Genomic DNA, 12,665 nt, shown 5'->3' on the forward strand with positions numbered 1-12,665 from the left:
CGAGGGGCGCGGCGGGGGCGGGCGCGGCGCCGTCCGGCAGAGCCGTCCAGGTGAGCTCGTGCAGCGGGGGGCGGGCGCCGCGCGCGGCGGCCCGCAGCTGCTCCGGGGTGACCGGCCGGAGCGTCAGCGACTCGACGCGGGCGGCCGGGCGGCCGGCGTCGTCGGTCGCCTCCAGGGACAGGCTGTCGGTGCCGCTCCGGGAGAGGCGTACGCGCAGCGTGGTGGCACCGGAGGCGGCCGCCGTCACCCCCGTCCACGCGAAGGGCAGACGGACGCCGTCGGCGCCGTCGAGCAGGCTCACGTGCAGGGCGGCGTCGAGGAGCGCGGGATGCACGGCGTACGCGTCGGCGTCACCGCACGCGTCCTCGGGCAGCCGGACCTCGGCGAGCAGCTCGTCCCCGTACCGCCAGGCGGCGGCCAGCCCCTGGAAGACGGTCCCGTACTCGAACCCGGCGGCGGCGAGCCGCCCGTAGGCACCCTCCAGGTCGACGGGGGCCGCACCGGGCGGCGGCCAGGCCCCGCGGCGGGGCTCGGCGGCGGTCCCGGCCGGGACGAGGTAGCCGGTGGCGTTGCGCGTCCAGGGCTCGTCGGCGCGCCGGCGCTCCGGGGAGGCCCCGGCGGGGGTGGGGGTGCCGGTGGCGCTTGACGCCTCCGGCTCGCCGCCGTCACCGGCAGCACCGGCGCGCCGCCCGGACGAGCCCCCGGCAGTGGCAGGCACACCAGGGGCGCCCGCCGCCCCCAGCCCACCGCCGTCACCGACAGACGGGCCGGGATGGCCGGCGCGGTGCCCGGAGGAAACCCCGGCGGAGGCGGCGTCACCCTCGGCATCGGAAGTGCCCGGCTCGCCCGGCTCGTCGGCGGGCGCGTCGGAGGCCGCGCGCTCCGGGCGGGACGCGCCCGAGGCCGCGCGCTCCGGGCGGGAGTGGATGGTGACGGGCCGGCGGCCGTGTTCGTCCGGGGCGCCGGTCCGTACCTGGATCGTCACCGCCGCGTCCGCCGGGTCCGTGGGGAGGACCAGAGGTGCCTCCAGGGTCAGTTCCTCGACGGCGGCGCAGCCGGTGTCGGCGCCCGCCCGCAGGGCGAGTTCGACGAGGGCGGTGCCGGGGAGCAGGACGGTGCCGCGGACGGCGTGGTCGGCGAGCCAGGGGTGGGTGGTGAGGGAGAGACGGCCGGTGAGGACGGTGTCCTCGGCGCCGGCGAGGGTGAGGCCGGCGCCGAGCAGCGGATGGCCGGCGGCGGTGAGGCCGGCCTGGCGGAGGTCGCCGGCGGGGCGGGGCGCGGTGGCCCAGAACCGTTCGCCGCGGAACGGGTAGGTGGGCAGGCCGGTGGTGAACCGGCGGGCGTGCTCGGGGAACAGCCCGGCCCAGTCCACCGGCAGGCCGCGCGTGTACGCCTCGGCGAGCGAGGCCAGGAACCGGCGGGGACCGCCCTCGTCGCGGCGCAGCGAGCCGGTGACGACCGCCGGGTGCCCCGCTTCTTCGGCGGTCTCCTCGATGGCGACGGTGAGGACGGGGTGCGCGCTGCACTCGACGAACGCGTGCCGCCCGCGCGCCGCCAACTCCCGCACCACGGGCGCGAACCGCACGGCGGTCCGCAGGTTGGTGTACCAGTACGCGGCGTCGAGCCGGGCGGTGTCGGTGAGCTCGCCGGTGACGGTGGAGTGGAAGGGGACGGTCCCGGTACGGGGCCGGAGGTCCGCCAGGTCGGCGAGGATCCGCTCGCGGATCCGCTCGACCTGGGCGGAGTGGGAGGCGTAGTCGACGGGGATGCGCCGCGCCCGTATCTCCCGCTCCTCGCAGTGGGCCAACAGCTGCTCCAGTGCAGCGGGTTCGCCGGAGACGACGGTCGAGAGCGGCCCGTTGAGCGCGGCCACCGACACCCGGCCGCCGTACGCGGCGATGAGCTCGGCGGTGGCGTCGGCGCCGAGGGAGACGGCCACCATGCCGCCGTCGCCGGCCAGTTCCTCCCGGATCACGCGGGAGCGCAGGGCGACGACGCGCGCGCCGTCGTCCAGGGACAGGCCGCCCGCTATGCAGGCGGCGGCGATCTCGCCCTGGGAGTGGCCGACGACGGCGGCCGGCTCCACGCCCGCCGACCGCCACAGCCCGGCCAGGGAGACCATGACCGCCCAGAGGACGGGCTGGACGACGTCCACCCGGTCGAGGCCGGGCGCCCCGGGGCGCTCCCGCAGCACGTCGGTGAGCGACCAGTCGACGAGGGGGGCCAGCGCCCGTTCACAGGCGGCGATCCGTCCCGCGAACTCAGCGCTGGTGTCGAGGAGTTCGACGGCCATGCCCGCCCACTGGGAGCCCTGGCCGGGGAACACGAACACCGCGCCGGCGAGCGGTGCCGCCGTGCCGGTGACGGCTTCGGGCGCGCTCTCACCCCGGGCGACGGCCTCCAGGCCGCGCAGCAGCTCGTCGCGGTCCTCGCCGACGACCACCGCGCGGTGCGCGAACGCCGACCGTCCGGCCGCCAGCGACCAGCCGGCCGCCGCCAGGTCGTCCGGGGCGCCGGCGGCGAGGCGTCCGGCCTGCTCCAGCAGGGCTTCCGGGCTGCGGGCGGACAGCACCCACGGCACGACGCCCGGGCCGCCGCCGTCGCCGTCGTCGGACGCTCCGTCCGCCGGCGCCTGCTCGCCCTCCCGTGCCCGTTCGTCCTCCGGCGCCTGTTCCACGATGACGTGCGCGTTGGTGCCGCTGATGCCGAAGCCGGAGACGCCCGCGCGGCGCGGCCGGCCGGTCTCCGGCCAGGGCCGTTCCTCCGTCAGCACCTCGACCGCGCCCGCCGTCCAGTCGACGCGCGGCGACACCTCGTCGACGTGCAGGGTGCGCGGCAGGACGCCGTGCCGCAGGGCCATCACCATCTTGATGACGCCGGCCACGCCGGCCGCCGCCTGGGTGTGCCCGATGTTGGACTTGAGCGAGCCCAGCAGCAACGGGCGTTCCGCCGGCCGCCCTTGGCCGTAGGTGGCGAGCAGCGCCTCGGCCTCGATCGGGTCGCCGAGCCGGGTGCCCGTTCCGTGCGCCTCGACCGCGTCGACCTCGTCCGCGGTCAGCCCCGCGTCCGCGAGGGCCTCCCGGACGAGGCGCTGCTGGGCGCGGCCGCTGGGGGCGGTGAGGCCGTTGGAGGCGCCGTCCTGGTTGACGGCGGAGCCCCGGATGACGGCGAGCACGGGGTGGCCGGCGCGGCGCGCCGCGGAGAGGGGTTCCAGGAGCAGGAGGCCGACGCCCTCGCCCCAGGCGGTGCCGTCCGCCGAGGCCGCGAACGCCTTGCACCGCCCGTCGGGCGCCAGCCCGCGCTGCCGGCTGAACTGGACGAGCAGGCCGGGCGCCGACATCACCGTCGCCCCGCCCGCCAGGGCTAGGGAGCACTCGCCGCGCCGCAGCGACTGGCAGGCGAGGTGCAGGGCGACGAGCGACGAGGAGCAGGCGGTGTCCACGGTGAGTGCGGGCCCGTCCAGGCCGAGGACGTACGACAGGCGCCCGGAGAGGACGCTGCCCTCGGTGCCGGTGAGGAGGTGGCCCTCGATGCCCTCGGCCGGTTCGTACAGGCGGGGGCCGTACTCCTGCCGCATGGCGCCGACGAACACGCCGGTCGCGGACCCGCGCAGACCGGTGGGGTCGATCCCGGCGCGTTCGCACGCCTCCCAGGCGGTCTCCAGCAGCAGCCGCTGCTGCGGCTCCATGGCCAGCGCCTCACGCGGGCTGATGCCGAAGAAGTCGGCGTCGAAGCGGTCGGCGTCGTGCAGGAACGAGCCGTGCCGGACGTAGGTGGTGCCGGGTCGGTCGGGGTCGGGGTGGTGGAGGGCGTCGAGGTCCCAGCCGCGTCCGGCGGGGAACTCCGAGCGGGTCTCCCGGCCGTCGGCGACCAACCGCCACAGGTCCTCGGGGGTGCGGACGCCGCCGGGGAAGCGGCAGCCGATGCCGACCACGGCGATGGGCTCCTCGGCGGCCGGACGGCTCGCGGTCCGCCGCGGTACGGGCGCGGGGCGCGGGTCGAGCAGCAGCGTCCGCAGGTGCTCGGCGAGGGCGGCGGGCGTCGGGTGGTCGTAGAGGAGGCCGGTGGGCAGCGGGAGGCCGGTGGCGTCCCGGAGCCGGTTGCGGAGCGCGACGCCGGCGGCCGAGTCGAGGCCGAGCTCGCGGAAGGTGCGGTCGGACGCGGCGTCGTCCCCGGCGCCGCCGAGGAAGCCGGACGCGTGGGTGCGCACCAACTCTTCGAGAACGCGGCGCTGTTCGGGTGCGGTCAGGGGGGCAAGGCGCCGGGCGAGGGAGGCGTCGGTCCCCGGCCCGGGGGCGGCGCACCGGAAGGGGTACGAGGGCAGTGCCACGCGCCGGCCGCCGGCGAGGGCGGGCAGGGCGGGCCAGTCGGCGTCCACGCCGTGGACGTGGAGTTCGGCGAGTGCGGCGAGGAAGCGGTCCGGGCCGCCGTGGTCCCGGCGCAGCGTCTCCACGACGACGCCGTCCGGGCCCGCCCCGGCGTCGTCGAGGGTGTCCTGGAGGCCGACGGTGAGGACGGGGTGCGGGGAGACCTCGGCGAACGCCCGGTGACCGTCCCGGACGAGCGCGCGGGCCGCCGCGTCGAAGCGGATGGGCTCGGTGATGTTGCGGCACCAGTAGGTGCCGGCCAGTTCGCGGGTGTCGAGGAGGTCGCCGGTGAGGGAGGAGTAGAACGGCACCTCGGCCGGGCGCGGGGCGATGCCCCGCAGTTCGGCGTGCAACCGCTCGTGCTCCTGCCGGAGTTGCGGGGAGTGGGCGGCGAGTCCGTTGCTCAGCTTCCGGGCCCGGACGCCGTCCGCCGCGAGCTCGTCGAGCAGTTCGGCGACGGCCGGGCGCTCGCCGGAGACCAGGGTGGCGCGCGGGCCGTTGGCGCCGGCGAAGACGAGCCGACCGCCGAACCGGGCCAGCCGGGGCGTCAGTTCGTCCGGGGGCAGGAGGACGGAGGCCATGTCGCCGCGTCCGGACAGCCGGGCCTGGGCCGCGCTCCACGGCACGACGACGCGGGCGGCGTCCTCCAGGGACAAGGCCCCGGCGACGTGCGCGGCGGCGATCTCGCCCAGGCTGGCGCCGACGACGGTGGCGGGCTCCACGCCGTGGGAGCGCCAGAGTGCGGCGAGGGACACCATGACGGCGAACAGCACCGGCTGGACGACGTCCACGCGCTCGGTGTCGAGGCCGTCGGCCGTGCCGCGCAGGACGTCCGCCAGGGACCAGCCGGTCAGCGGGTCGAGCACGGCGGCGCAGGCGTGCAGGTGATCGCGGAACACCGGGGAGGTGTCGAGGAGTTCGCGTGCCATGCCGGGCCACTGCGTGCCCTGGCCGGGGAAGACGAACACGGCCCGTCCGCCCGTCGCCGCACCGGGCGCGGCCGTGCCCCGGACCGTCCCGGGCGCCGCGTCGCCCGCCGCCAGGGCGGTCAGGGCCCGGACGGCGCCGGCGCGGTCGGCGACGAACAGGACGGCGCGGTGCGGGAGCAGCGGGCGGGTGGCGGCGAGGGAGAGCCCGATGTCGGCCAGGCCGTCCTCGGGGTGCTCCTCGACGTGCCGCAGCAGCCGCCCGGCCTGGGCGCGCAGCGCGCCGTCGCCGTGCGCGGAGAGACGCCAGGGGACGGGGGCGGTGACGGACTCGCCGACGGCGGGGGCGGCGGGCACGGCGGAGGCAGCGGCCGAGGCGGGGGCAGCGGCCGAGGCGGGGGCGACGCCGCCGTGGGGAGCGCCCCCCCGGTCGGAGGCGGACGTGGAGCCGGCGACGGAAGCGGCCTTCCGGCCGGCGCCGGACAGGGAGTCGGTGGCGCCGGACCCGCAGTCGCCGACGGCACCGGGCACCCCCTGGGAGGCGGTCGGGGCGGCGGACGCGGCGGCGGTCGCGGCTCCGGTCGACGCGGCGGCGTCCTGGGCGGCGAGTCCCCTCGCGGCCCGTTCCGCCGCGGCCGCCTCAGCGATCGTCGGCACCGGGCTCGTCAGCGCCGGGGCCGTCGGCCCGACGGCCGCCGGCACCGGCCCGCTCATCGGCTCCAGCCGGACGCCGCCGACGGTCACTCCGTCCCGGGCGCCGCGGATGACCCCGGCCAGCGCCCCAAGGAAGTCGACGACCCGGCCGTCCTCGTCTCCCGCCTGTCCTGATGTGCCGTCAGGTAAGTCCCCACCGTCGGCGATCCGCACCAGGCAATGGATCCGGTCCCCGTCACGCACGGCCTGCGCCCACGGCTTGAGCACGACGGCGAAGGCGCCGGACGCGGCGGACTCGCCGAGGCGGGCGGCGCCCGCGAGGGCGAGGGCGTGCCGGCCGGACCGCAGGCTACGTACCGCGCGGGCGACGGCTTCCGGCGCGTCCGCCGCCGGGGGCGCGGTGTCCACCGGCGCGGCGCCGGGCCCGGCGAGGCGCAGGGCGGCGGCGACGGTCTCCGCCGCCGCGCCGGACGGGACGGAACCCGGGACGCCGAGGAAGAGTCCGGCCGGCACATCGCGCACCCCCGGCGCGACACCGGCGTTCTCCAGCGCCGCCCAGCCGAGTTCGGCCAGCACCCGCCCCGCCACGCCGAGCCGCTCCGCCCTCTCGGCGGAAAGGCCGAAGAATTCCGCGTCGAACAATGCGGGATCGCACCATGACGCGGCGTACGGCGCGGGTTCCACGGCCATTCCGTCCCCGAGTGCCCGCGGTATGTCCGCCGGGTCCTGGGCCCACGGCGTACGGCCGGCCATTCCGACGACGGCCACCGCCTCGTGCGGGGCGAAGGGCGGTTCCTGCGCGAGGCGTTCGGAATTGCTCACTGGCTTGCTCCCCGTTACCCGGCTGCACACGCGGACAGAAACTCGGTCACGAACTCGGACAGGAACTCGGTCATGAATACGCCGCGGCCCTCCACCACTTTCTTTCCGGGCTTCTCCGGACGACTCCGGGCACCCTAGCGCGACCGTCTTGGCTGCGTCTTGAAGCCGTCTTGGACCGGTCTTGGACGTCGAACCCGTCACTCTGGAAACAGGAATTCGGCAATGCGGCAGGCGAAATCACGGCGGTGGAATACACCGCACCCCGTCCCCGGTATGAACCTTTTCCCAACGGCGGCCGGCGGTAGCGTCCCGCCGGCCGCCGCCGGGAGGGCGGCGGACGGGATTCCGGAAGGGGCCGACCGGAGGACGGGGATCCGGCGCCGCTGCCGGTTCCCGCGCGCCGCACCAGCACCCTTACGCCTCGCGCGTGTTGTTCGTCACGTTTATGCGAGGCCCATTCGTGTCAATGGGACCCCCCTCGTCGATCATGCCCACCAGGCACTGGTGCGTACGGCGGGGTCCTGTTGGATCATCATCCGTCCGGGAACGGAAGCCCCGCCTGCCCGCGTCCGGAGAAAAGGGGCACACTTGGCGTCGGAGGTGCGAACGAGCATGCGTCTCCGACCGTCATGCGCGGAATCGGCCTCGGAGCCGACGGGGAAGACCAAACCCGGGTGCCGGCCGCCGTCAGCAGTCGTGACAGGAGGAATGTGTCGATGTCCATAACCGCCGGGTTACAGATCAGTGTTCTGGGTCCGCTGGAGGTGCGGGCCGGGGGCCTGCCGGTAGACCTGGGGCCGGCCCGCCAACGCGCCGTGCTGGCCGCTCTTTTGTTGACACCTGGTGAAGCGGTCACCACCGAACGGCTGACCGATGCCGTATGGCCGCGCAACCCGCCGAGCGCGGTGATGACGACTCTGCACAGCTATGTGTCCAATCTGCGGAGGAAATTGGAACCAAGCAGTCCTCCACGGTGCCGTAACCGGATTCTGCGCAGGGAGGCTTCCGGCTACGTCCTCGCGGTGGAAGCGGAGCGCATCGATGTCTGCCGTTTCGAACAGTTGCTCCGCGACGGCCGCCGGCTGCTCCTGGAGGGCCGCCACCAGGCCGCCGGCCGCACCCTGGAGTCCTGCCTGTCCCTGTGGCGCGGCACGCCCTACCCGGAGATGTGCGACGACGCGCTGGGCACCCAGGCCGCGGCCCGCCTGGAGGAGCTGCGGCTGCTGGCCCTCGAGAGCCGCTGGGAGGCCGAACTCGCCCAGGAGCAGGACTACTCGGTGATCGCCGCCGACCTGGCGACGCTCAGCATGAAGTTCCCGACCCGGGAGCGCCTGAGCTGGCTGCACATGCAGGCCCTCTACCGGGCGGGGCGCCAGGCGGAGGCGCTCAAGGTCTACCACCAGACGCGGCGCCTGCTGGCGGACGAGTACGGCGTCGACCCGTGCCCGGAGCTGCAGGACCTGTTCGGCTCCATCCTCCGGGGCGCGTCGGCCGTCGGACGGCCGCGCCCGGGCGCGGTGCTCCAGCGACCCTAGGAACCGCGACCCTAGGAACCGCGGCCCCAGCAACCGTCGCCTTCAGCGGAAACGGCCGCCGCCGCTCGCGAACCGGCCGCCCGGCGTGGCGACTCCCCGACGCCCGCCACCCGACGCCCGCCACCCGATCGGCACTTACCTCACCCACACCGCCCGCGTCCTTCCCCACCCTGCCCACCCCGTCGCCTCAGGAGGACCCCGATGCCCCGTCGCGCCGCCGCCGCTCGCGCTCCAGCTCGGCGAGCTCCAGCAACTCCCTGACCTCCTGGAGTGGCTCTGGAAGCGCACCGTCCTCTTCCGCGTCCTCCTCCTCGTCCGTGATCAGCCCCTGCTCCCTCAGCTGCCGGTCGTGCACCATCACCGGCGGCTGCGGGTCGGGGTCGGACGGCCGCGGGCCCTCGGGCCCGTCGGGGCCGATCCTGACCAGCCGCTCCACCCGGACCACCCGGAACAGCCGGTCCGCCACCCGCAGCGCGGCACCCCGCTCCTCGTCGAAGCGGTCGGCCGCCCGCGCGTACTCCTCGCGCTCCCGCGCGTCCAGCCCCCGCATCACCGGAGCCATCACGCGCAGGTGCGTCGTCAGGGCGTCCCGGGCGGACTGCGGCGTGGCGCAGCCGTTCGTCAGCGGCGCCCAGCACCCGTCGACGCGCTCGGCGACCATGAACTCGGCGGGCAGCAGCACCCCGCCGGGGTGGGACAGCGCCGCGCGCACCGAGTCGTCGCGCATGTCGTCCGGGACCGAGCCCGGTGCCCGGACCAGCGACAGCAGCTCCGTCTTGAGGATGCCCTCGGACAGGCCCGTCGCCGCGGCCGTGTCCAGGACGAACCCGAGGACCGGGTCGTCGGCGCGGTGGCCCCGGCCGGGCGCGGCCGGGTCGGGGTCGGAGAGGCGCGGCGGCTCCGGACCGGCGGGCCCCGAGCGGACGAACCGCTCGCCGCGCACCACCCGGTAGCGGGTGCCGAGGACGGTCAGCTCGTCGACGGGCTCCCAGTCCAAGAGTTCGTACGCCGTGGCGCACTCGGCCCGGGCGGCCCCGTCCCCGGCCTCCTCCGCCTCCCGCGCGAGCCGCCGGAAGTGCGAGGCCAGGCTGTCCCTGGCGTCCTGGGGCGTCTGGCCGCTCAGGTACGAGAGGATCTCCCAGCCGCCCTCCTCGCGCTCCCGTGCCGGCCCGAAGACCGCGCCCCCGACGCCCATGAGGTCGGGGTAGGCGTCCCGGGCGCGCCACGCGTCCTCGTCCGCGAGCGCGGCGACGGGGGCGGTCGGCGGGGACATTCTGATCTGCCGGTAACCCGGCACTTGCTCACTGTGATCGGGCATGCGCACCAGCATGTCGGTCCGGGCGGGCCCGCGCAGCGGAACGGGACATCGCGGTCCCGGAAGCGCGCCGGATGTACGCGTCGTGCGCGCCGGTGCGCCGGCGCCCGCGCGGGGCACGTTCACGAGTGTGCGCGCCGGGGCCGGCAGCCGGGTTCCCGTAACTCGCGGCACGGCCGGGCTCGTTGCCCCATCCTGGAGGCGGGACCTCCACCCGACAGCCCGACAGCCCGACAGACCGAACAGCCCGACAGCCCGACAGCGAAGCCGCGAGGGAAGCCGACACCGAAGGAGTCCACGTGGGGAAACCGCGACTGCCGCTCGCCGAGTACGTCGCCGGCCTGCCCAAGGCGGCCGTCTACGGAGCGCTGTTCTTCACCGACACCGAGGACCGCCCGTTCCAGCTGCGGTCCTCGGTGAAGCAGGGGCTGTGGCAGTTCCCGGGCGGGGACATGGATCCCGGCGAGAGCCCGTTCGGCACGGCGGTGCGGGAGTGCCGGGAGGAGACGGGCATCGTCTTCACCGGCCGGCCGCGGCTCCTCGCGGTGGACTTCGCCCCGCCGGGGGTGTGGCCGGTCGCGAAGACGGGGTTCGTCTTCGACGGCGGCCGGCTCGGCCCGGACGCGCTGGCCCGGATCGTCCTGGATCCCGGCGAGCACGACGCCTGGGAGGTGCGGCCGATGGGCGACTGGGCCCGGATCATGGACAGCCGCAGCTGGCAGCGGCTCGCGGCCGTCAACCGGGCGCGGCGCACCCACACCACGGCCTACCTGGAGAGCGTCCCTGACTCCCCCTGCTGACGCGCCACCCGGACGAACGCCGTCACGGCACCGGGGCGGTCAGCGGAGCACATGGCCGTACCGGGCGGCGCAGCCGGCGACGTCGGGCTCGCCGAACCGGTCCCGCAGCGCCTCGAACCCGGCGGTCTTCTCCGGCCCGAACATCCGGGCCAGGCCGGCCGCGTAGGTCTCGGCGGTGAGGAACGCCGGCGGGTCGCTCTTGGTGTGGAACTTGTCGGCGTACATGACCAGTTGTTCCTCGGTCGTCGTCGCGACGTAGTCCGCCTCCGGCAGCGGCAGCCCCTGCCGCCGGATGTCGTCCCGGGTGATGCCGACGCCGGTGTGGCACGAGCAGAACCGGCACAGCCGCTCCGGGAACCCCTCCCGGCGCAGGATCTCGTGGCCGATCACCCCGTGCCGGACGTACTCGCCCATCCGGAACCGGCCGTCCGCGTCGAACAGCTCGTAGACCCCGATGTCGTGCAGCAGCGCCCCCGCCCGCACCCACTCCGCGTCGGCCTCAGGCGCCGCCTCGGCCCGCATCCGCTCGGCCAGTTCCGCGACGACGCGGCAGTGCGTGTGCACGAGCTCGAACGCCTCCGGCGTGGGGGCGTACTTCAGGTGGAGCGCACGGATGTCGTCGACCGTCGGCAGGGAAGGCGGGGAGGACGGGGAGGACAGAGAGGACATCCCCGCAGCCTAACAACCCGGCTCCGGCGGAACGAGCGGCGCGGGGGCGCGCTCGCCCGGGATGCGCGTTCACTCCCGTGAGCCACCGCACCCACCCGCCCGTCACGGCCCCGCGGGAACCGCCGCACCCCGCCCGGCGTTCTCACGAACGGGACGCGGAGGCCGGTACGGAGACGGGTCCGCCGCGCGGGCGGCGTCCCGTTCCCCCGTACGGCGAGGACGTGATGACCGATGAGCACGCTGGTCCCCGGAGCCATCCTTGAGCTGCCCGACGGCGCCCTGTCCCTGGAGGTGACGGGCCCCTACGACGTGTCGGTGCTGATCACCGGCGCGGACGGGAAGGTGGCCGGCGACGCCGACTTCGTCTTCTACAACCAGCCGTCGGCGCCCGGCGTCCGGCTCGGTTCCGGCCGGGTCGCGGTCGACCGTACCGCCCTCCGCCCGGGGGCGAGCCGCCTGACGGTCGTCGTCAGCCCGGCGGACCCCGGGGCCCGGCCGGCGGCGCTGCCCGTCCCTGACCTGCGGGTCGGCGGCCCGGGCGGCCGGGCGCTGGCCCGGTTCGCGCCGCCGCGGCCGACGGACGAGACGGTACTGCTCCTCGCGGAGGTGTACCGCCGGGGGCCGGGCTGGCGGCTGCGCGCCCTGGGCCAGGGGTACGCGGACGGCCTGGCGGGCGTGGCGCGGGACTTCGGCGTAGAGGTGGCGGACGAGACCGGGCCCGCGGCGCACGCCCCGGAGACCGAGCCCGTGCCGGACGACGCGCGCGTGTTCGCCGCCCTCGTCAACGCCGAGCGGGCCCGGGCCGGTGTGCCGCCGGTGAGCGCGGACGCGCGGCTCGCGGAGGCGGCGCGCCGGCACGCCGACGGCATGGCCCGGCAGGGCCGGCTGGGGACCGAAGGCCCGTCCGGCATCTCGGTGTTCCAGCAGGTGACGGCGTGCGGCTACGCGTACCTCGGGCTGGCGGAGCAGCTGGTGTCGGGACCGCGGTCGCCCGCCGAGCTCCTGGAGTTCTGCCTGGGCGACGCCCGGTCGTCGGACCCGGTGCGGGATCCCGCCCTCACGGCGGCCGGGGTGGCCCACGCGGTGGACGCCCGCTCCGGCGACACGTTCTGGACGGCGCTGTGGGCGCGGCCGTTCAGCCCCGACGGGCTGGCGCGCACGGCCGCCGACGTCCTCGCCCTGACCAACGCCCGGCGTACCGCCGCCGGGCTGCGTCCGCTGTCCGGCGACCCGCGGCTGACGGCCGCGGCCCAGGCGCACAGCGCGGACATGGCGGCGCGCGGCTACCACGCGCACGTCTCGCCGGACGGCGGCCGGCCCTGGGACCGTGCCGTCGCGGCGGGCTCCGTCCACCGTTCCATAGGCGAGAACGTCGCCTGCGGCCAGCGCTCCCCCGCCGAGGTCGTCGAGGGCTGGATGAACAGCCCCGGCCACCGCGCCAACATCCTCGCCCCGGGCTTCACCCACCTCGGCGTCGGCTTCGCGGGCGGCGGCCCCGCGGGCACGTACTGGACCCAGCTCTTCGGCGGGTCCGCCTGAGCGCGCCCCTGCCCCAGGGGGCGGCGTCAGGAGGCGGT

The 12,665-nt window shown here is 76.3% G+C and carries 6 protein-coding genes; 3 read left to right on the top strand and 3 right to left on the bottom strand.

Features of this window, described 5'->3' with window-relative positions; all coding sequences use genetic code 11:
- Nucleotides 1-6,769: type I polyketide synthase (locus JNW98_RS24935; protein ID WP_223770535.1), on the bottom strand; the 6,769-nt coding region annotated here is incomplete at its 3' end.
- A gap of 716 nt (nucleotides 6,770-7,485) precedes the next feature.
- Between JNW98_RS24935 and JNW98_RS24940 the strand changes: the two genes are divergently transcribed.
- Entirely contained in the window at nucleotides 7,486-8,304 is an 819-nt protein-coding gene (locus JNW98_RS24940) for an AfsR/SARP family transcriptional regulator (protein WP_223770536.1), read from the top strand.
- Between the two features lie 187 nt (nucleotides 8,305-8,491).
- On the opposite strand, the gene JNW98_RS24945 is transcribed toward JNW98_RS24940, so the two are convergent.
- Nucleotides 8,492-9,622 carry a DUF5954 family protein gene (locus JNW98_RS24945; protein WP_223770537.1) on the bottom strand — a complete coding sequence of 377 codons (1,131 nt, stop codon included), beginning with the start codon at nucleotides 9,620-9,622 and terminating at the stop codon, nucleotides 8,492-8,494.
- A gap of 296 nt (nucleotides 9,623-9,918) precedes the next feature.
- Between JNW98_RS24945 and JNW98_RS24950 the strand changes: the two genes are divergently transcribed.
- Nucleotides 9,919-10,419 carry an NUDIX domain-containing protein gene (locus JNW98_RS24950; protein ID WP_223770538.1) on the top strand — a complete coding sequence of 167 codons (501 nt, stop codon included), beginning with the start codon at nucleotides 9,919-9,921 and terminating at the stop codon, nucleotides 10,417-10,419.
- A 39-nt stretch (nucleotides 10,420-10,458) separates the two neighbouring features.
- Here the strand turns inward: JNW98_RS24950 and JNW98_RS24955 are convergent, their stop codons facing one another.
- Complete coding sequence (locus tag JNW98_RS24955; protein ID WP_223770539.1) at nucleotides 10,459-11,088, bottom strand: HD domain-containing protein; 630 nt, start codon at nucleotides 11,086-11,088, stop codon at nucleotides 10,459-10,461.
- A gap of 231 nt (nucleotides 11,089-11,319) precedes the next feature.
- Between JNW98_RS24955 and JNW98_RS24960 the strand changes: the two genes are divergently transcribed.
- Nucleotides 11,320-12,627, top strand: coding sequence for a CAP domain-containing protein (locus JNW98_RS24960; RefSeq protein WP_223770540.1), 1,308 nt, complete (start codon nucleotides 11,320-11,322; stop codon nucleotides 12,625-12,627).
- Nucleotides 12,628-12,665: the final 38 nt, after the last annotated feature.

The organism is Streptomyces huiliensis (assembly GCF_020037025.1).
Taxonomy (GTDB): domain Bacteria; phylum Actinomycetota; class Actinomycetes; order Streptomycetales; family Streptomycetaceae; genus Streptomyces; species Streptomyces huiliensis.

Bases quoted from the DNA above. Each gene is read 5' to 3' on its own strand.
- JNW98_RS24945 (WP_223770537.1), bottom strand. From the start codon at position 9,622: ATGCCCGATCACAGTGAGCAAGTGCCGGGTTACCGGCAGATCAGAATG.
- JNW98_RS24955 (WP_223770539.1), bottom strand. From the start codon at position 11,088: ATGTCCTCTCTGTCCTCCCCGTCCTCCCCGCCTTCCCTGCCGACGGTC.
- JNW98_RS24960 (WP_223770540.1), top strand. From the start codon at position 11,320: ATGAGCACGCTGGTCCCCGGAGCCATCCTTGAGCTGCCCGACGGCGCC.
- JNW98_RS24940 (WP_223770536.1), top strand. From the start codon at position 7,486: ATGTCCATAACCGCCGGGTTACAGATCAGTGTTCTGGGTCCGCTGGAG.